The sequence below is a fragment of the Mesorhizobium sp. LEGMi-168a genome, from assembly GCF_058312955.1.
Genome location: NZ_JBZEGV010000032.1, coordinates 33406 through 52284, shown reverse-complemented (window position 1 = coordinate 52284; position 18879 = coordinate 33406). Strand labels below are relative to the sequence as shown.

Annotated in this window: 23 protein-coding genes and 1 tRNA gene; 14 read left to right on the top strand and 10 right to left on the bottom strand. The window is 63.1% G+C overall.

Going from position 1 to position 18879, the window contains the following annotated elements; all coding sequences use genetic code 11:
- Positions 1 to 240: 240 nt before the first annotated feature.
- The 5 genes from AC4FWB_RS28915 to AC4FWB_RS28895 all read left to right on the top strand — a co-directional run bounded on the left by AC4FWB_RS28915 (position 241) and on the right by AC4FWB_RS28895 (position 3794).
- Positions 241 to 570, top strand: coding sequence for a helix-turn-helix transcriptional regulator (locus AC4FWB_RS28915; RefSeq protein WP_491029646.1), 330 nt, complete (start codon positions 241 to 243; stop codon positions 568 to 570).
- Complete coding sequence (locus AC4FWB_RS28910) at positions 545 to 1801, top strand: type II toxin-antitoxin system HipA family toxin (protein ID WP_491029645.1); 1257 nt, start codon at positions 545 to 547, stop codon at positions 1799 to 1801. The genes AC4FWB_RS28915 and AC4FWB_RS28910 overlap by 26 nt, the downstream gene beginning before the upstream one ends.
- Positions 1802 to 2067: 266 nt before the next feature.
- Positions 2068 to 2322: a hypothetical protein gene (locus AC4FWB_RS28905; RefSeq protein WP_491029644.1), complete on the top strand. Its 255-nt coding sequence runs from the start codon at positions 2068 to 2070 to the stop codon at positions 2320 to 2322.
- A 60-nt stretch (positions 2323 to 2382) separates the two neighbouring features.
- Complete coding sequence (locus AC4FWB_RS28900; RefSeq protein ID WP_491029643.1) at positions 2383 to 2610, top strand: helix-turn-helix domain-containing protein; 228 nt, start codon at positions 2383 to 2385, stop codon at positions 2608 to 2610.
- Positions 2610 to 3794, top strand: coding sequence for a tyrosine-type recombinase/integrase (locus AC4FWB_RS28895; protein ID WP_491029642.1), 1185 nt, complete (start codon positions 2610 to 2612; stop codon positions 3792 to 3794). The genes AC4FWB_RS28900 and AC4FWB_RS28895 overlap by 1 nt, the downstream gene beginning before the upstream one ends.
- 121 nt (positions 3795 to 3915) lie before the next feature.
- Here the strand turns inward: AC4FWB_RS28895 and AC4FWB_RS28890 are convergent.
- Positions 3916 to 3991, bottom strand: a tRNA-Ile gene (locus AC4FWB_RS28890).
- 223 nt (positions 3992 to 4214) lie between these two features.
- Here AC4FWB_RS28890 and AC4FWB_RS28885 point away from each other — a divergent pair.
- Complete coding sequence (locus tag AC4FWB_RS28885) at positions 4215 to 4925, top strand: SIMPL domain-containing protein (protein WP_491029641.1); 711 nt, start codon at positions 4215 to 4217, stop codon at positions 4923 to 4925.
- 300 nt (positions 4926 to 5225) lie between these two features.
- On the opposite strand, the gene AC4FWB_RS28880 is transcribed toward AC4FWB_RS28885, so the two are convergent.
- Entirely contained in the window at positions 5226 to 5582 is a 357-nt protein-coding gene (locus tag AC4FWB_RS28880; protein ID WP_491029640.1) for a hypothetical protein, read from the bottom strand.
- 236 nt (positions 5583 to 5818) lie between these two features.
- A complete protein-coding gene (locus AC4FWB_RS28875; protein WP_126092492.1) occupies positions 5819 to 6265 on the bottom strand; it encodes a YcgN family cysteine cluster protein in 447 nt (148 codons plus the stop codon).
- Between the two features lie 196 nt (positions 6266 to 6461).
- Here AC4FWB_RS28875 and AC4FWB_RS28870 point away from each other — a divergent pair, with 196 nt between their 5' ends.
- From AC4FWB_RS28870 to AC4FWB_RS28860, 3 genes are all read left to right on the top strand, one after another.
- Entirely contained in the window at positions 6462 to 8831 is a 2370-nt protein-coding gene (locus tag AC4FWB_RS28870) for an OmpA family protein (RefSeq protein WP_491029639.1), read from the top strand.
- A gap of 361 nt (positions 8832 to 9192) precedes the next feature.
- Positions 9193 to 9708 (top strand): TIGR00645 family protein, encoded by a 516-nt coding sequence (locus AC4FWB_RS28865; RefSeq protein ID WP_491029638.1) that lies wholly within the window; start codon positions 9193 to 9195, stop codon positions 9706 to 9708.
- Positions 9708 to 9854, top strand: a complete 147-nt coding sequence (locus AC4FWB_RS28860; RefSeq protein ID WP_491029637.1) for a type II toxin-antitoxin system ParD family antitoxin — start codon at positions 9708 to 9710, stop codon at positions 9852 to 9854. Before AC4FWB_RS28865 ends, AC4FWB_RS28860 begins: the two co-directional genes overlap by 1 nt.
- Here AC4FWB_RS28860 and AC4FWB_RS28855 read toward each other — a convergent pair.
- From AC4FWB_RS28855 to AC4FWB_RS28845, 3 genes are all read right to left on the bottom strand, one after another.
- On the bottom strand, positions 9848 to 10714 hold the full coding sequence (locus AC4FWB_RS28855; protein ID WP_491029636.1) for an SDR family oxidoreductase: 867 nt from the start codon (positions 10712 to 10714) through the stop codon (positions 9848 to 9850). The genes AC4FWB_RS28860 and AC4FWB_RS28855 overlap by 7 nt on opposite strands.
- Positions 10715 to 10833: 119 nt before the next feature.
- A complete protein-coding gene (locus tag AC4FWB_RS28850) occupies positions 10834 to 11475 on the bottom strand; it encodes a helix-turn-helix transcriptional regulator (RefSeq protein WP_491029635.1) in 642 nt (213 codons plus the stop codon).
- A gap of 8 nt (positions 11476 to 11483) precedes the next feature.
- Positions 11484 to 12359, bottom strand: coding sequence for a S1C family serine protease (locus AC4FWB_RS28845; protein ID WP_491029634.1), 876 nt, complete (start codon positions 12357 to 12359; stop codon positions 11484 to 11486).
- A 205-nt stretch (positions 12360 to 12564) separates the two neighbouring features.
- Between AC4FWB_RS28845 and AC4FWB_RS28840 the strand changes: the two genes are divergently transcribed.
- On the top strand, positions 12565 to 13509 hold the full coding sequence (locus AC4FWB_RS28840; RefSeq protein ID WP_491029633.1) for a S1C family serine protease: 945 nt from the start codon (positions 12565 to 12567) through the stop codon (positions 13507 to 13509).
- Positions 13510 to 13512: 3 nt separating this feature from the next.
- Here AC4FWB_RS28840 and AC4FWB_RS28835 read toward each other — a convergent pair whose 3' ends face one another.
- Positions 13513 to 14424 (bottom strand): arginase family protein, encoded by a 912-nt coding sequence (locus AC4FWB_RS28835; RefSeq protein ID WP_491029632.1) that lies wholly within the window; start codon positions 14422 to 14424, stop codon positions 13513 to 13515.
- Positions 14425 to 14524: 100 nt separating this feature from the next.
- Positions 14525 to 14950: a VOC family protein gene (locus AC4FWB_RS28830; RefSeq protein ID WP_491029631.1), complete on the bottom strand. Its 426-nt coding sequence runs from the start codon at positions 14948 to 14950 to the stop codon at positions 14525 to 14527.
- Positions 14951 to 15015: 65 nt separating this feature from the next.
- Here AC4FWB_RS28830 and AC4FWB_RS28825 point away from each other — a divergent pair, with 65 nt between their 5' ends.
- Positions 15016 to 15630 (top strand): TetR/AcrR family transcriptional regulator, encoded by a 615-nt coding sequence (locus AC4FWB_RS28825; protein WP_491029630.1) that lies wholly within the window; start codon positions 15016 to 15018, stop codon positions 15628 to 15630.
- Here the strand turns inward: AC4FWB_RS28825 and AC4FWB_RS28820 are convergent.
- Entirely contained in the window at positions 15572 to 16519 is a 948-nt protein-coding gene (locus tag AC4FWB_RS28820) for a LysR family transcriptional regulator (RefSeq protein WP_491029629.1), read from the bottom strand. The genes AC4FWB_RS28825 and AC4FWB_RS28820 overlap by 59 nt on opposite strands.
- A 111-nt stretch (positions 16520 to 16630) precedes the next feature.
- Between AC4FWB_RS28820 and AC4FWB_RS28815 the strand changes: the two genes are divergently transcribed.
- Genes AC4FWB_RS28815 through kce form a run of 3 tightly spaced genes read left to right on the top strand, consistent with a single transcriptional unit; the run spans position 16631 to position 18518 of the window.
- Entirely contained in the window at positions 16631 to 17275 is a 645-nt protein-coding gene (locus AC4FWB_RS28815; protein WP_491029628.1) for an FMN-dependent NADH-azoreductase, read from the top strand.
- A gap of 54 nt (positions 17276 to 17329) precedes the next feature.
- Positions 17330 to 17563 carry a hypothetical protein gene (locus tag AC4FWB_RS28810; protein WP_491029627.1) on the top strand — a complete coding sequence of 78 codons (234 nt, stop codon included), beginning with the start codon at positions 17330 to 17332 and terminating at the stop codon, positions 17561 to 17563.
- Between the two features lie 22 nt (positions 17564 to 17585).
- Entirely contained in the window at positions 17586 to 18518 is a 933-nt protein-coding gene (gene kce / locus AC4FWB_RS28805; protein ID WP_491029626.1) for a 3,5-dioxohexanoate:acetyl-CoA acetone transferase, read from the top strand.
- 31 nt (positions 18519 to 18549) lie between these two features.
- Here the strand turns inward: kce and AC4FWB_RS28800 are convergent, their stop codons facing one another.
- The gene (locus AC4FWB_RS28800; protein ID WP_067326794.1) at positions 18550 to 18843 is read right to left on the bottom strand and encodes an HlyU family transcriptional regulator; all 294 of its coding nucleotides are present in this window, start codon (positions 18841 to 18843) and stop codon (positions 18550 to 18552) included.
- Between the last annotated feature and the right edge of the window lie 36 nt (positions 18844 to 18879).

Here is an 18879-nt window from a genome sequence, read left to right as displayed (position 1 = left end):
TTTGAACCGGGCTGGCTTTCGCAAGTGCCTGCTAGCATAGGCGACGCGCGTCACAGTCTTCCCGAATATTTGACAAGCCCCAGCTATTGCACCTGAGCTGGCGCATCGGTCAGCTTTCCATATGATCTTTTTACGTATCCTCGACGCTCGAATTGATACGCAAACGTATCCTCATCCTTGACAGCCCACAGATGATATGTTTTCATATCAACTGTCCTGATAATGGTCCGTTAAGGTATCATGATGAGTTCTGAATCGGAAAGTTTGCGGGAGATAGGAGAGCTTCTTAAGAACGCAAGGCTTGCTGCCGCAATGACGCAGGAGCAGGTCGCAGATCTGGCCGGGATATCACGTCCGCGCTACCGAGACATCGAAAAGGGAACTGCTGCGGCGAGGGCCACGACCCTTATCAATATCGCCCGCTCGCTAGGTTTGGAAATGATGCTGGTCCCCCAAGCCGTCGTTCCTGCTGTTCTGGCCTTGTCACGTCCGCATGACACTGACGATCTGCCCGCCTTTGTTTCTCTGCCCGACGAGGACGATCATGGCTCCAATCAGTCAACCCCCTAGGACGGTCCAGTCGCTCAACGTGCTTCTGGATAAGTTCAAGATCGGCACGATCGTTCGCACGCCGGGCGACTTCAATGCGTTCAACTTTGAAGAGGCATATCGCGCAACGGGCGGTTTCCCAATTCTCAGTTTATCGTTTCGTTCGGCAACCGGTGGGCTCCGAAGAGATCCAAAGCCCCTTGTTGGTGTCCTGCCGGCTTTCTTCGCGAACCTCTTGCCAGAGGATAAATTGCGCGAGGCGATGGAAAAGCACCACCAAGGTAATGTTCGGGCGGGCAACGATTTCGATCTGCTGGCAGCACTTGGTGCCGATCTGCCCGGTGCGGTGCAAGTATTGCCTGGCGATGGCTCATCTGCAGTTAAGAGAGACGCGTTGAACGAGAAGCCCAAGGCTCGTTTCTCGCTCGCCGGTGTGCAAATGAAGCTGTCGGTCATGAAGAACACGGGAAAGGGCGGGGGCCTTACATTACCGATGGACGACGAACAGGGCCGGTACATCGCCAAATTTCCGTCGATGGCGTTCACGAGTGTTTCCGAGAACGAATTCGCCAATCTTGCTCTTGCAGCGGCGATCGGGATGGACGTTCCTGAACGCGAGTTGGTCGAGAGGTCCGATTTCGAGGGCATCCCCGAGGAATTTAACACACTTTCGGAGGGCAAGGTTCTTCTCGTCAAGCGATTTGACAGGGGCAGTGACGGCCAGAGGATCCATATCGAGGATTTCGCCCAGGTCTTTGGCGTCTACCCTTCGCGCAAATATGAGGGAGCCGCTTATCACGACATCGCCGCCGCCTTGAACGCGGCGGTTTCACTTGCCGCAGCTCTCGAATTCGTTCGCAGGCTCACTCTGGCGGCCGTGACCGGCAACGGCGACATGCACCTAAAGAACTGGTCGCTGATCTATCCTGGAGATGGCAACAGCCCGGCGTTTGCTCCAGTCTACGACGTGTTGTCGACGGTCCCTTATATTCCTGGAGACGCCATGGCGCTTTCGCTTGGAGGGGAGCGTTCATTCAAGGCACTGACTGCGTCACGCTGGAAAGCGTTCGCGAACCGGGCGCGGCTGCCCGAGCCAGCGGTTCTGAAAGCAGTGGCGGAGACGGTCGCACTCGTCAACGAACAATGGTGGCGCCTGCCCGAGCGCGAGATAATGCCCGCAAAGGTCCTCGAGCGCATCGACGAGCAGGTCAAGGTGATGACCCCAATTCTGGGAACCTGTGCCGAGAAGTGAGTCGGCTTCCCCGCCCTAAGGCAGCGTAAGTCTAGTCTCTGCCATCCGTCCGTTTCATATCTCCTCACCAGTTTGCACCGAACCAACTTGGTCGGAGAGCTTCCGCCCGAGGGAATCCTCATCCTTAGGGATGACGATCTCACCGCTGCAGAATGGTACGGGGATGGACTTGTGCTTCGACACCAACACGCCCGGAGCATAATGGGCCAAGAGTTCTTGGCGTAACGACCCCGCGCCGCAGAACCCTTACCTTCAGGACGGTGTCCATGAAAAGTGACGCAATTTCCTATCCGCCGCGAGGCCTCTCGCGGGATGAAGCGGCACGGTATGTGGGGGTCGGGCCGACGCTTTTCGACGAGATGGTCGCTGATGGGCGTATGCCGAAACCTAAACGGGTTAACAGTCGTGCAATCTGGGACCGTGTGGCACTTGATATCGCGTTCAGTTCTCTGCCGGATAAAAACAATGGCCTTCAAGAGCTACTGGATCGAAGCAAAAAAGCCGCGAGAAGAGCCCCGTGATACGCTGTTTGCGTATTCGCAGCTAGGGTGATACGCTCATGCTTGGGTGGAAGCCGCGTTATGAACGAGCGTGAAAAGCTTGCACAAGAAGTGAAAGCTTGGCGAACCTACAGACGGCTTACAGCCGGAGCCGCTGCAAAGGTGCTCGGTATTCCAAAACGCACCTTTGAAGGCATCGAGCAAGGCAGAGGATTTCCATACCCGTTACTCCTGCGTATCGCGATGGAGAGTAGTAGCGAGGAGTTGCCGCGCGGCGAGTCTCCAGCCAAGGCCTCGAAGGAGAGTTGATGGCGAAGCATCCTGACTACCCTGGCGCATCTTCGCGCATGGTCAACGGCAAGGAGTACTGGCGTTTTCGAGCCAATCGCCATGCACGACAAATAACGTTACCCGGCCGGCCCGGTGACGAAGCGTTTGAGGCCACCTACCAGCGTGCTGTCGAAGGCCGCGCAGGCGGGTCGGAAATAATTAACATGCCCGGGCGTGCCCTGCCCCGTACGTTCGGGCATGCAGCACGGCGACTCGAAACTACGATGGAGTGGTTGGATTTTGATGAGGCAACGAGGCTGAAGAATGCGCGGCTCATCGAACGCTTTCTCGAACTGCGGGTCGATCCCGCCTACCCGTTGACCTGGCGCGACACGCCGGTGGAACATCTTGATGCTGATCGTCTGCGCGCAATTATCGAGGGCATCTTCGTTGCCAATCGGACAGTTGCCAAGCACCTTCTCGTAGCGATCAAGAAGCTACTCTGGGTCGCGATCGAACTGGAGAATTGGATCAAGCCTCAAGACGACCCCTCACTATCGATCCGCGTGCGTGTGCCCAAATCGACCAAGAATCCCGCTTGGCCGATCGCGATCCGAGAAAAGTACGAAGCGCGACACCTAATCGGCACAGCCGCGCGAACCTGCTACGCGCTTGGTTTCTGGCTGGGCAATCGGCGCGGCGATATCGCTGCTCTCGAATGGGACGATCTGGTGAGCGAGGAGATCGAGCTGTTTGATGGCTCGTTGGCGCAGATCGAAGCCTTTGATTTCCGTCAGAGGAAGAACCGCAATCGCCACGGTGGGCGGGAGATGTTTATTCCAGTCGTGGACAAACTAGCCGCGGCGTTGGAACCGCTGGACCGCTCCAAAGGTGGCACCGTCTTGAAGAGCGCTTATGGCAGGGCATTCTCGGAAAAAAGTCTGTCCGGCATGATGCAGCACTGGACCCGGCAGGCGGGGATACCTGAAGGCTATACGCTTCATGGATTGCGACGGACCTTCGGGACCTACCTTGCCGAGTGCAACATACAGGCGCGTGCCATAATGGACGCAATGGGACATTCCTCCATGACGGTCACAGACGAATATGTCCGTGAGGCGAACAAAAAGCGAATTGCGGTCGACATCGCCAGAGCGATCAACCAGCGCGAAGAACAGCGCGATCAGATGAAGCGGCGGCCCAACTTGCGCATCGTCCGGTGAAAACCCATAGCGAACTGGTCAAAGGTCATGACCGCAGGACACCTTAGCTGCTTATTAGCGTGGGCAAAGCGTGGGCAAGGCGTGGGCAAATGCCAATTTTAATCAACAAAATCAAAGGTCATGGTGGGCCCGGAGGGACTCGAACCCCCAACCAAGCGGTTATGAGCCGCCGGCTCTAACCATTGAGCTACAGGCCCCACGCGGGCTGGCTTAGTGTTTTTCGCCGCGCGGCACAAGGCTTTCGAAAGCACTGGCGGCAAACGCCAAAATCAGCCCATATTCGCTCCGTACAGCGGCGTGCGCGCCCATAAGGCGCGTGAACAGGTCCGGGCCTGCACCGCACTGCCGGCAATCGACACTTTTTTCCGAGTCGGGACGGAGGCGGCGGGGATATCGGATCGCAGATCTCGAGGAGTTTTCATGACCAGACATCTTTTGCCTGTCGCGCTCGCGGCCGCGATCGCGTTTCCGGCGCTGGCAAGCGCTGCCGACACCCCGCCGCCTCCGCGCATTGTCGTCTCGGGCGAAGGCGAAGCGACCGTTGCGCCGGATATCGCGATGCTGACGCTCAGCGTCATGCGCGAGGCAAAGACCGCGCGCGCTGCGCTCGATGCCAACAACGACGCCATGGCGGCCGTGATCGCGGCGATGAAATCGGCCGGCATCGCCGATCGCGACCTGCAGACGGCAGGCATCCAGATCAATCCGCGCTACAACTACACCAACAAGGCAGACGGCAGCCAGGAAGCCGAGCTCGTCGCCTACCAGGTGACGAACACGCTGTCGGTGCGCGTGCGCGATGTCGACAAGACCGGCGATATCCTCGACAAGGCGGTGTCGCTCGGCGTCAACCAGGGCGGCGGCATCGCCTTCACCAATGACGATCCGAAGGCCACCATCGTCGAGGCGCGCAAGAAGGCGGTTGCGGACGCGATCGCCAAGGCCAAGACGCTCGCCGAGGCCGCCGGCGTCAGCCTCGGCCGGGTGATCGAGATCACCGACCAGAACGTCGCGCCGGTGCCGATGCCGATGAACGCCAAGGCGTTCGATGCAGCCCGGGCGGCCGTGCCGGTGCAGGCCGGCGAGAATTCCTATTCTGTCCAGGTCACCGTCACGTTCGAGCTGAAATAACAGGTCACCTGCTTCCATCGTCGGACCGCAGACAAAAAACCCCGGAGGGACACCGATCCTCCGGGGTTTTTCGAGCCGCGCGCCTCAGCACTGGCTGAAGGGGCCCACTACTCAAAGTCGATCTTCGCAGAAGATCGTACTTATAGGCGATCCTCGCAGAGGATCGTCCTTCCGGACCGACCTTCGCAGAAGGTCATGTCCATAGCTGATCCTCGCAGAGGATCGTGCTTCAGGACTGACGTTGCAAACGTCATGTCCATAGCGGATCCGCGGAGAGGATCGTCCTTTGCCGATCCAGCCTCAGCGATAGATGATCGGGCAGCCGCGCTCATTGGCGAAGACCACCACCACGCGGTCGCCATACTGACGGCCGGCCACCTTCACCGTGCGCCGGGTGATGTCGACGATGCGGACGCGGTGCAGGCCCATGCGCTCGGCCTTGTCGAGCGCGCGGTCCGGCGAGCAGCCGCGGCGGCGCCAGTCGCGATCGCGGCGGTAATACCCATCGTCATCGTCGCCGGTGTAGACGCCGAAACGCGGATCCTGGTTGTTGCCGAAGCCGAGATAGAGGCTGTCCGCATGCGCCGCCGGGATGGCTCCGAGCGTGCCCAGCCCGACAAGGGCCGAAAGGGCTGCCGTCTTGATCTGATTGAACATCGTCTCTCTCCGTGTTGTGGGCCGCTGGCCCCTTGAATTGATGATTGGCGAACCAATGATTGCAAAATGCCTTTTCGTGTCTGAACTTTTTGCGAACCGGCCATTCATGTCCGGTTCATGTAAGCGCGAACCCGCAAGGGTTCGTCGCTCGTAGTGCTTTAACGCTAACCTCATCAGGGTTAGTCCTAAACGCGAACCCGCCAGGGTTCGTCGTTCCTCGCAAAAATGCGAACCCCTCAGGGTTCGTCGTCCAGTATATAGTCAAAATAATCGTCCGGCTCGGCGAGATCCGTTTCCTTGGCCTTCACCCGGCCGCGGATCGATATCCCGGCCTCGTGCACGGTCTCAGCACTTCCCGAGACCAGCCTGTGCCACCAATAGAGATCGTGGCCCTCGGCGATGAGCCGGTAGGCGCAGGTCTTGGGCAGCCAGGTGATGGTGCGCACGTTCTGCGGCGTCAGCCCGACGCAATCGGGCACGCGCGACAGCCGGTTGGCATAGTCCGAGCAAAGGCATTTTTCGGCATCGAACAGCCGGCAGCCGACGCTCGTCCAATAGATCTCGCCGGTGTCCTCGTCCTCGAGCTTCGAAAGACAGCATTTGCCGCAGCCGTCGCAGAGCGATTCCCACTCGGCCGGCGTCATCGCCTCAAGCGTCTTGGTTTTCCAGAACGGTGCGGTCATGCGGCTGGATTTGGCCCTCCCTGGCCTTCCGGTCAAGCGTCGCTGTCGCAGTGACCCAGTATCAACATTAGAAAAACACGAAATTGCCTTCAAAAGGCCGGCCAGGCATCCTTGGCTGCTGCCAATGCCTGAAGGAACCAATTGCGGATGATGAAAGTTTGGGCAGGGATGGGACCCCACTTAGGAGAAAATTGATATGAAACGCCAACCACGGATTCTGGCGGGTACGGCAATCGGCCTGCTTATGGCATCCGCGCCGTTGGGCGCGTATCCGCTGCAGGCCGATTTCGGCGCCTCGCAGGGAGCGCCACTGATTCTGGCGCAGACGAGCTGTGCCGAAGGCCAATCGGCAGAGGAGTGTGCGCAAGGTGGCCAGCAGGGACAAGCTGAGCAACCGAAGAAAAAGAAGCGCGAGCAGCAACAGCAGACGGAATCGGCCCCGGCCGAGCAGCCCGCCGAGCCCGAGCAGAAGCCGCGCCGGAAGCGGCAGGACCAGCAGCAGATGGATACTGGCCAGGCGGAGCAAGCAGCACCGGCCGAGCAGCAGCTCAAACCGCGCAAGAAACGCGATCAACAGCAGCAAATCGAGGCAGCGCCGGCCGATCAGGGCGGCCAGCCAGCGGCCGATGAGCAGCAGTTCCAGCCGCGTAAGAAGAAACGCGACCAGCAGCAGCAGATCGAGGCAGCCCCCGCCGATCAGGGCGGCCAGCCAGCGGCCGATGAGCAGCAGTTCCAGCCGCGTAAGAAGAAGCGCGACAAGCAGCAGCAGATCGAGGCAGCACCTGCCGATCAGGGCGGCCAGCCCGCGGCCGACGAGCAGCAGATCCAACCGCGCAAGAAGAAGCGAGACCAGCAGCAGATCGAGGCAGCACCAGCCGATCAGGGCGGTGCGCCTGTGACTGAGGAACTGCAGCCGCGCAAGAAGAAGCGCAACCAGCAGCAGCAACAGACCGAAACCGCGCCGGCCGAGCAGCCCGCTGAACAGGCGGCGCCCGCCAACGACAACTTGCCGCAGGACAAGCTGCGCAAGAAGAAGCGGGATCAGCAGCAACAGACTGAAACCGCCCCAACCGAGCAGGCGCCGAAGACCGAGGCCCCTGCTGGCGAGCCGGCGCAGCAGGCCGAGCCGCAGCAGAACAATCAGCAAGCCGCGCCGGCCGAGGGCGAACAGCCTCTGGACAAGACAAAGAAGCGCAGGAAAGCCTTCGGTCAGCAGCCCGGCGCCGGTCAAGCGGTGACGGGGGAGCAACCTTCAACCAAGCAGCCCCCTGCCGAAGGCCAGGCGACCACCGGCGGCCAGCCCGCCACAGGCGAGCAGCCGGCCCAAGGCGGCGCGAATGCCGGCACTGCCGCGCAGGGCGAAGCGCCTGCCAATGCGAACGAGGCCCCGCTCTTCGACAGCCAGAAGGATGTTGTGCGCAAGCGCAAGGGCCGTCAGCCGGCCGGCCAGAGCGAAAGCGGCCAGGCTGGCGTAGAGCAAGGCGGCACCGGCCAAACTGGCACCCAGACCGAGCAGCAGACGGGAGAGCAGGTGCAGAAGCCGCAGCTGGCTCCGGTCGATCAAGGTCCACCACCCACCGACGACAAGGCGGCGCAGCAGGCGATCAAGCCTGAGACGATCGTTCCGGCCACCGAGGAAAAGGGCAAGCGGATCGAGCTTACGCCCGAGCAGGTGGTGCGCGAGCGCCGCCGGCCGCAGGGCGCGGACGTGCTGAAGCAGTTCGGCGACCGCGTGATCCTTCAGTTCAACAACCAGACGTTCGTGGAAAGCAACGAAGCGCCTCGCATCACCCGTGGCGCCAGGGATGTTTACTACGAGGATCTTTCGGGCGGCCGTACCCGCGAAATCGTGGAGCGCGACAACGGCGTCAGGATCATCACCATCCGCAACCGCAATGGCGACGTCGTCCGGCGATCGCGCATCATGCCGGACGGGCGCGAATATGTGCTGAGCTATGTCGACGAGCGCTACTACAACGACGTCGACGAGTGGCGCGATCCTGGCGACGACCTGCCACCGATGCGTCTCGACATATCGCGTCGGGACTACATCCTGGATTCGGAGGAAGTCGAGGATCCGGACGAGTACTACACCTTCCTCGAGCAGCCGCCGGTGGAGAGGGTGCAGCGCCTCTACTCGATCGACGAGGTCAAGCGCTCGGCGCGCGTGCGCGACATCGCCCGTCGCATCGACCTTGACACGCTGAACTTCGACTTCGGCTCGGCGACGATCTCCGACACCGAAGTGCAGAAGCTCGAGGGCGTGGCCACCGCCATGGAAAAACTTCTGAAGAAGAACCCGGCGGAAACCTTCCTGATCGAGGGCCATACCGACGCGGTCGGCACGCCCGACGCGAACCTCGCTCTGTCGGACCGGCGTGCCGAGGCGGTCGCCGAGGCGTTGACCAACGCCTTCGGCATCCCCGCTGAGAACCTCACGACACAGGGCTATGGCGAGGAGTATCTCAAGGTGAATACGTCCGGCCCGAACCGCGAGAACCGCCGTGTCGCCATCCGCCGCATCACCTCGCTGGTGGCGCCGGTGGCGAGCAACAACGAGCAGTAACAAAGACCCAAAGCGCGTCGCCTGAATCCGTTTCAGCGCGACGCGCTTTAGCGTTTGATTTCAAAATCCTGATCCGATTTTCGCAATCAGCGCGAGAAGATGAGGGCCGGTCCGGATCCAGACCGGCCCTTTCTTTCAAGATGCAAGAAGAATTGTCCCGCTTGTCCCGCCGCGCTCATTGAATCGCCGCATTGCGGCACCCAGATTCTAGCCAGGGCGTTCCCTGCCCTGTCCCGACTCCAGCGGGACACATGAGCCCCGCCGGTCCCCCTCTCCGGCGGGGCTTTTTGTCTTGAAAACAGAGTCCGCCTGCCCGAAATACGGACCGACCCCCGAAGCGAAACCCAGCCCGGAACACCTGATGAAGCGTCTCGAACTCGCCATCGAATCCGTCATCCTTGCCTCGCGCTGGCTATTGGTCGCCTTCTATCTGGGGCTCGGCCTTGCGCTCGCGACCTACCCGCTGTCCTTCGGCAAGAAGCTCTACGAGTTCGTGATGAGTGTTTTCACGCTCGGCGACACCGACACGATCCTGAAGATGCTCGGCCTGATCGACGCCGCCCTTGTCGCCTCACTGGTGGTGATGGTGATCATTTCGGGCTACGAGAATTTCGTCAGCCGATTCGACGAGCAGGACGGCGAGGTCCATTGGCTGGGCACGATCGACGTCGGCTCGCTGAAGGTCAAGGTCGCCTCGACCATCGTCGCGATCTCCTCGATCCACCTGCTGCAGGTCTTCCTCAACCACGCCTCCTACACGAGCGATCAGCTCATGTGGCTGACCGTCATGCATCTGGCCTTCGTCTTCTCGGCGCTTATGCTCGCTTATATCGACCGGGTGATGGCGCTGGCCAAGGGCAAGAAGGCTGCGGAGTGATGCCTATGGGACAGAACGAAGATCATCCGGACCTCGAACGGCTTCGTAAGGCAATCGACGAGGGTGATCGATCGGGAGATCCTGAGCCGTTTGACCTCGAGTCCTTCATCGAGATGAAGCGACGTTCGCGTGATTTCCGTCAGTAGATATTCCTGATCGCGGTATCCGTACGGGCGAACACCTCGTCCGGCACGAAGAAGTCGCCGGCCAGCGGTCCTGTCGCCCCCGGCGCATAGATCGAGAAGTCCGTGACGCCCTCCGCGCGCAGCACCTCCTCGTCGATGTAGAAATTGCCGGTCGCCTCGCGCGACGGCCGCAGGAAGATCGCATGCGCGGCGTCGGCCATAATGTCGGGCGAGCGGCTCATCGCCGCCATCGTGGCGCCACCCAGGAGATTGCGCACGGCGGCGGTGTCGATGGTGGAGATCGGCCACAGCGAATTGACGGCGATGCCGGCTCCGGCGAATTCGGCGCTCATGCCAAGCGTGCACATCGACATGCCGAACTTGGCCATGGTGTAGGCGACGTGGTTCTTGAACCACTTGGCCTTCATGTCGAGCGGCGGCGCCAGATTCAGGATGTGAGGATTTTTGGCCAACTTCAGGTGCGGAACGCACATTTTGGAGACCAGGAAGGTGCCGCGCGTGTTGATCTGGTGCATCAGGTCGTAGCGCTTCATGTCGGTTTCCAGCGTGCCGGTGAGCTGGATCGCGCTGGCATTGTTGACGCAGATGTCGATGCCGCCGAACCGTTCCACCGTCTTTGCCACCGCATCTGCGACCTGCCCCTCCTCGCGGATGTCGCAAAGCGCCGGCAGCGCCTTGCCGCCGGCCTGCTCGATCTCCTCGGCCGCGGTGTAGATCGTGCCCGGCAGCTTCGGGTGCGGCTCGGCTGTCTTGGCCGCGATCGTCACATTGGCGCCGTCCCGCGCCGCGCGCAGTGCGATCGCGAGACCAATGCCGCGCGATCCACCCGAGATGAACAGCGTCTTTCCCTTGAGCGACATCTATCGCCTCCCTCTTCAAACGTGGGAGGCAACTTGCGCGGCGGACGGGCGTGGCGCAAGGCCCAAGGCGCCGGGGCGAGATTACGCTGCGTCGCTATGAAAACAGGAGTCGACCGAGCTTAAACCAGCACCAGCCCCTGTCGCATCGCTATGGCGATCGCGTCCGTCCGGTTCGCCGCGCCGAGTTTGATCAGGATCGCGGCGACATGGAACTTCGCCGTGTGAACGGAAATGTTGAGTCGCCGCGCGATCACCTTGTTGGGTGCGCCTTCAGCCAGCAGCGCCAGCACTTCCGCCTCGCGCGGCGACAACGCCGCGCGGACCTGGTTGTCGTCGGACGTCTCGTCCTCGGACAGCCCTGCGTGGAAATCGCCATGAGCCTCTGAGGGTCCTGCCCTGCTGATGCGATAGCCGGACGCCGCCAACCGCAAGGCGGCGGCAATCAGCAAGCTGTCGGCGAAGGCTGGCAGCGTCGCAAACAGATTGCCGGCCGACCGCTCGTGGCCCGCGCGCCGGGAGAGCAGCACACACGGTGTTGCCGGGCTCACGGCCCGGCTTTCCAAAGCCGCCTCGTCGACCACGGCGACATCCGCCGCTTGACCCATGCCGCTGCCGGCGAGCGTCGGCAGCAGGTCGTCGCTCGCCGCAAGCGCGTCGGCCAGTTGCTCGGCGCGCGCCACGTCGCCGAGCGCGATCAGCACCGTCAGCCGGTGGGCTACCGCCTCCGGTCTCGCAATCGTTTGTGCCGCGCTCTCCGCCATCGACCCTCTCAGCTCAGCGGCTTCTCGCCGATGGTGATCGAGACGTCGCGCTGCGTGCCGCCGCTCAAAATACCAAGCGTCACGGCCGCGCCGGCGCTGTCCGGCCCGAGCTTGCGGATCAGCTCACGCGGGCCATGCACGGCCTCGCCGTTCCAGGCGACGATGATGTCGCCGACATGCAGGCCAGCGGCCTTGGCAGGGCCGCTGTCGTCGATGCTCATCACCATGGCGCCGTGCGTGTCGCCATTGCGGATCGGATGCAGCCCGGCGCCGAGATAGCCGCGCGCGACATGGCCCTTCTCGCGCAGTGTCGCCACCGCCCGCTCGATCGTCTCGTATGGCATGACCAGCGCCCGCCGGCGCGGTCCGAACAGCAGCATGCCGATCAGGCCGCCCTTGGCATCCAGCACCGGACCGCCCTCGAAGCGGCCGCCAGTGTTGATGGCGAGGTTGATGCGCCGATCGATAGTGCCGCCGCGCATCGAGCGCCAGGCAGGCCCGACCTCGCCGACCGTGCCGAACACGGCAAGTGCCGCCCCTTCGCTATTGCCGACTGCGATCGCCACATGGCCGGGGCGCACGGCGGCACCCTGAGGCAGCTGCGGCAAACCGGCTGCGGCGGAGGCTGGTTTCAACAGGGCAACGCCGGTCGAAGGATCGCGTCCGACAAGCTCCGCCCCCACGGTTTCGCCCGAGGCCAGCATCAGCTCGATCTCCTCGCCGGCTTCGACCGCTTCCTCGGCGGTGACGAAGAAGCCGTCTCGCCAGTGGAAGGCGCTCGCGGTGCGGTGGTGATGCGTGGCGAAGCTCGCCAGCGTCGGCGCGGCGGTCGCCGCGACGTCGGCAACGGCGTCGGAAAAGGCGCTGAGGTTGAAGTTGCTCATATCGATGATCTCCTGGGTTCTGTGACCCAGATATCGCTCCATGCCGCGCCCGCGGATACTCGCCTGACGGCTAGTCGGCGACCGGACTGGCCATGTGGTCAGGTCGCGGCGAATGCGGCCGCTCCGCACATATAGTGCGTGTCGCCCAAAAGTGCCGCGCGGTTTTGGGATGGCGACACGCACAAAATGACACGGAGCCCCACCCATGGCCTTCGCCGCCGAAAAACTCCAATCCGATGACGCCTTGCTCGATATCTATTCGGCGACGGTCGCCGACGCCGTCGACCGCATCGGCCCGGCCGTCTGCCGCATCGAGCGCATCGGCGCCGGCGGCCATGGCTCCGGCTTCGTCATCGCGCAGGACGGGCTGGTCGTCACCAACTTCCATGTCGTCGGCGACGCGCGCGCCGTGCGTGTCACGATGCCGGACGGCGCCGCCCGCGAGGGCCGCGTGCTTGGCCGCGATCCCGACACCGACATCGCGCTGGTGCGCGCCGACGGCAGTTTCGCCGATGTCGCGCCGCTCGGCGATTCCAAGCGGCTGCGGCGCGGCCAGATCGCGATCGCGATCGGCAATCCGCTGGGCTTCGAATGGACCGTCACCGCCGGCGTCGTCTCCGCGCTCGGCCGTTCGATGCGCGCCTCGACCGGCCGGCTGATCGACGACGTCATCCAGACCGATGCCGCGCTCAACCCCGGCAATTCCGGTGGCCCGCTGGTGTCGTCGGCCGGCGAGGTGATCGGCGTCAACACCGCCATGATCCACGGCGCGCAAGGCATCGCCTTCGCGGTCGCCTCCAACACCGCCAACTTCGTCATCTCCGAGATCATCCGCTTCGGCCGCGTGCGCCGCGCCTTCATCGGCGTCTCGGCCGACACGACCAACCTGCCGCGCCGCGCGGCCCTCCTGTCGCAGGTAACCACGAACACGGCGGTGCGCCTGCGCAGCGTCGAGAAGAACGGTCCCGCCGCGAGGGCCGGCCTGAAGGAAGGCGACATCATCGCCGCCATCGACGGCCGTCCGGTTACCGGCGTCGATGATCTGGTGCGCCTGCTCGATGCCGAACGCATCGGCCGCGAGACGCTCTGCACCGTCGTACGCCGCAGCGGTGTGAGCCAGGTGGTGGTGACGCCTGTGGCGCGGAGCTGAACTCTATCGCGGCCTGACGATCCGCCCGAGCAGCGATACCAGCAGCCGCGCCAGTTCGCCGCTCGGGTCGAGGTCCGGATCAAAGATCGTCATGCCCATGCCGATGCAGCGTTGGTCCATAGCCAATGGCGACAGAATGGCGACGAGATCGTCAGGATCGATGCCAGGGTTGCCAGGCGAATCCACAGCTGGCATCACCGTCTGGTCGAGCACATCGACATCGAGATGCAGCCAGTAGGGAAAACCGACACGCGCCAACGCCGCCCTTGTTGTCTCCACCATTCCCACCGCGCCCAGTTCCCGGGCCGCGAAGACATCGATGCGCGTGATCGCGGTCGCATTGATGTCGGGCCAGGCAAAGTCTGGGTCGCGGCTCTCGCGTTCGCCGATCTGCACCACCGCCTCGTCCGCCACCAGCGGGCCGGCAATGCCCGGCCATTCAGTGAGCAAGGCCTCGCCCCGCCCGGTTGCAAGCGCCAGATCCATACCTGCAGCAGAGCCGAGCGTGGCGTTGACGTCATAATTGCCGGGATGGCGGAAATCGCTGTGACCATCGACATGCACCAGCGCGACGGGACCCGATCGTCGAGCGGCGGCGAGCGCGCCAAGCAGCACCGAGCAGTCGCCGCCGATGACCAGCGGCCACTCGCCTTGCCCGAGCGCGTTGGCGACGCCATCCGCCAGTTCGAGATTGAAACGGCGGATGGCATGGCCGTTGCGCAGCCGGGTGCCGTGCTCCGGTTCGGCGCTGTAGGCCGGCCGCTCCAGATCGAGGATTGCCGCGGGCGTCAAGGCTTCAACCAGCCCGGCCTTGGTCAGAGCCTCGGGCCCGCGCCAGGTGCCGGGCACATGGCCGGGCCGCAATGGCCGCAGCCCGAGATTGGAGGGCGCGCGGATAAGGCAGATGTCACGCATACGGCTGGGTCCGATTCAACTCACTCCAGCATAGATCCCCGCGAAGGGCTCCGGCCATATGGTCGGAGCCAAATGCCGACACCTGCTGCCAGCGCGAGCCTTAGCTTCGTACCGCGCCTTCGGTGTATTGCGCCAGAAACTCCTCGCTCGGTGGGATCGGCTTGATGACGTCGATCAGGACGCCGTTGGGATCCCTAGTGATGAAATGGCGCTGGCCGAACGGCTCGTCGCGCAGGCTGCGCAGGATCGGCAGGCCGGCGGCGACGACGCGCTCATAGACGGCGTCGGGATCGCGAACCTCGAAATTGATCAGCAGGCCGGACGTGCGTCCCCGCCCCTCTTCCGGGATTGTCTCATGATCGCCCTGGACGACGCCAAGGTTGACCCGCCTGTCCTCGCTGGAGCGCAGATGGACATACCAGTCGCTCGTAAACAGCGGCTCGAAGCGGAAGTGCTTGACGTAGAAGGCCGCCGTGCCGGCGACATCGCCGGTCATCAGCACCGGATAGTAGCTCGTCGTCTTCATCTTTTCTTCTCCTGCCTCATAACATACAGTCTGTATGTAAATTCAATAACATACAGGCTGCATGTATGCAACGTCGCTCCAACCGCGATCGCACCGAGGCCACGCGCGCCGATCTGATCCGTGCGGCGCGAAGACTTTTTACGGAGAAATCCTATGCCGAGACCGGCACGCCGGAGATCGTCGCCGCCGCCGGCGTGACGCGCGGGGCGCTCTACCATCACTTTGCCGACAAGCAGGCGCTGTTTGCGGCGGTCGTGGAACAAGAGGCGGCGGCAGTGGCGGCGGAGATCGGTCATGCTTCGCCGCCCTCGCTCTCCGCCCGCGAAGCGCTGATCGCCGGCTCGGACGCCTATCTGGAGGCAATGCGGTCGCCCGGCCGCACACGGCTTCTGTTGCTTGATGGACCGGCCGTGCTCGGCCGCGCCGCCATGGACGAGATCGACAACCGCCACGGCAATCGCTCGCTGCGCGAAGGCCTTGTTGCGGCCATGCGCGTGCAAGCTATGACCAGATTGCCGGTCGAGGCGCTGACCGCCCTGCTCGCCGCCGCCTTCGACAGGGCGGCTTTAGCCGTCGAGGCCGGCGCGTCGGGCGAGGATTATCGCGCCGTTCTGGTGGCATTCATGGACGGCTTGTCTCCGGCCCCTCCTCCGTCCACACGCCGGGCTCCATCTCATTGAAGCAGCCGAGCTGCCGTTTGAATTCGTCGATCAGCCAGGACGCGGCGGGCTTGGGGCTGCGGTCGGTGCGGTGCATGGCATAGAGCGGCGAGCGTACCTCGCGATAGGGCTCCAGATCGAGCTCGACCAACCGGCCGCTGGCCAGGTCGTCGGCAATCAACCAGCGCGGCAGGCCGCCCCATCCGAGGCCCTCGCGCATCAGCGCGTGCTTGGTGCGCACATCCGTCAGCCGCCAGGTGCGATAGGCAAACACGCCATAGTCGCGCCCGCGCGTGCGCTCCGACTGGTCGGAGACGACGAGCTGGATATGCTCGCGCAGGTCCTCGACGGCCACCGGTTTCGGCAGCTTCGCCAGCGGGTGGTCGGGCGCCGCCGCCGGTACCATCGAGGTGAAGCCGATGCGCAGCAGATTGACGTCGGCTTCACCAATCAGCCCGCCAAAGCCGAGATCCGACTGGCCATTGACGACCTGATCGAGGATCAGGCCGAGCGAACCGATATAAAGCCGCAGCATCACGGCCGGGAATTGCGCCTCGAAAGCTTTTAGCACCCGCACGAGCGCCGGCGAAGGCAGCGCCACGTCGACCGACACGGTCACTTCCGCCTCCAGCCCTTGCCGGTAGCCGTCGGCGCGCGATCGGATGCGTTGCAGGACGCCGATCATGCGCCGTGCGTCCTCCAGCATGGCCTTGCCGACATCGGTCAGTTGCGGCTCGCGCACGCCTTCGCGCTCGAACAGTTTCAGGCCGAGCTGCGCTTCGAGATTGGAAATGCCGTAGCTCACCACGGACTGCGCCCGGTTGAGCTTGCGCCCCGCGGCCGAGAAGCTGCCGGTGTCGGCCACCGCCACCAGGATCTGAAGCTGGTCTAGTGTCGGGTTGGGTTGCATGACCAATCCATATTCTAGATGGATACCATGTAAATTATACCAGTTTTCCAGATATGGCGGCAATCCCATATTGGCGGGGAAAGTTCAATCCAACCCCAAGGGGACACCGCCATGTCTATTCTTCTCGTTACGTCCAGCCCGCGCGGCGCTGCTTCGCACTCGACCCGCGTCGCAACCGACCTCGCCCAGAAGCTGATTGCCGCCGACCCGTCCAACACGCTTGTTGTGCGCGACCTGGTCGCCAATCCGCTGCCGCACATCGACCCTGACTACGCCACCGGCATCTACACGCCGGCCGAAGCCCGCACGCCGCGCCAGGCCGAGGTGGTCGGCGTTTCCGATGCCGTGCTCGATGAACTGTTCGCCGCCGACACGGTGATCCTCGCCACCGGCTTCATCAACTTCAACATTTCTTCGACGCTGAAGTCGTGGGTCGACCACGTCGCCCGCTCGGGCAAGACCTTTGCCTATGGCGAAGGCGGCCCGAAGGGCCTCGTCAGCGGCAAGAAGGTCTATATCGTGCTCGCTTCCGGCGGCATCTATTCCGAGGGTGCGGCAGTGCAGATGGACCATGCTGTCCCGTATCTGCGTAGCGTGCTCGGCTTCCTTGGCATGACCGACGTCGAAGTGATCCGCGTTGAGGGCGTCGGCATGGGTGCTGATGCCGTCACGGCAGCACTTGCCAAGGCCACCGCCAAGGTCGATGCGATCGCTGCCGCGGCTGCGAATGCGGACCAGATCGCCGCGGCCGCGTAATCATCGCCCTAAGAATGAGAAAGGCAGGCGCCGGTCGGCGCCTGCCTTTTTTGCATGATCATCGAACGCGGCGCCGATCTGGAACGACTTTTTCTTCCCACTGGTGCTGATGACCTCCGACAATTTGAAGACACTGCCGCAGGGGCTGACCGTGTTCGTCGGCGAACTCACCACCGACTGGGCGTGCTGTTCACCGGGCTGACACTGGCGGCGCTGCCGATTACGCTGCTGTATATCGTGCTGTCGAAGCAGTTCATCTCCGGCATCACCCAAGGGGCAGTCAAATAACGAAAGATCGAGGCATCACGAAGTGGCAAACCAGAACAAGATCATCATCACCTGCGCGGTCACCGGCTCGATCCACACCCCGTCGATGTCGCCGCATCTGCCGGTGACAGCGCAAGAGATCGCGACCGCTGCCATCGAGGCGGCCGAGGCGGGAGCTGCGATCGTCCATCTTCACGCCCGCAATCCGACCGACGGACGCCCCGACCAATCGACGGAGGCGTTCGCGCCTTTCCTGCAGGTCATCAAGCAGCGCTCCAACTGCGTCGTCAACATCACCACCGGCGGCGCCGCGACGATGAGCGTGGAAGAGCGGGTCAAGCCGGCGAAGGTTTTTGCGCCCGAGGTGGCGTCGCTCAACATGGGGTCGATGAATTTCGCGCTGTTTCCGATGCTGGAGCGCTTCAAGACCTTCGAGCACGATTGGGAGCGGCCTTATCTCGAAGGCTCGCGCGACCGCATCTTCCGCAACACTTTCGGCGACATCGAGCACATATTGCGCACCTGCGCCGACAATGGCACGCGCTTCGAGATCGAGTGCTACGACATCGGCCATCTCTATACACTGGCGCATTTCGTCGACCGCGGCCTAGTGAAGGCGCCGTTCTTCGTCCAGAGCGTGTTCGGCATCCTCGGCGGCATCGGCACGCATCCGGAAGACGTCGCCCACATGAAGCGGACGGCCGACCGGCTGTTTGGCAAAGACTACCACTGGTCGGTGCTTGGCGCCGGCCGCCACCAGCTGCCGATTGCCACGCAGGCGATCGCTCTCGGCGGCAATGTGCGGGTCGGCCTGGAGGATTCGCTGTGGATCGGCAAGGGCAAGCTCGCCCGCTCGAGCGCCGAACAGGTGACCAAGGTCCGCCAGATCATCGAAGGCCTCGGCGCCTCGATCGCCACGCCCGACGAGGCGCGGCAGATCCTTCAGCTCAAGGGCGGCGACAAGGTCGCGTTCTGATCGGGGCAAAAAGGCGGCGAGCCTTGGCGGCTCAGCCGAACATCCTCTCGCCCTGCTCGTCGACGAGTTGGATGCCTTTCTTGATCGAGATGTCGACGGCGTCGTCCAGTCCGGCGAAACGGTCGGCGCGGATGAAGCGGTGCTCCTTCATCACGCCGTCCACTTCCTTGGAGACGACGCCGCAGGTCTGGTACTGGCCGTCGGCCTTGTAGGGCGTGGCGCTGATCAGGAATCCCTTGTGCTCGACCTGCTTTGCCGGCTTCGCGGCTCCGGTGTCCGTTGCCTCGCCACCGCCGCCGCCGAAAAGACGTTTCAGAAAAGACATTTCAGTATCCTCCAACGGCAATCGTCCTGCATCACA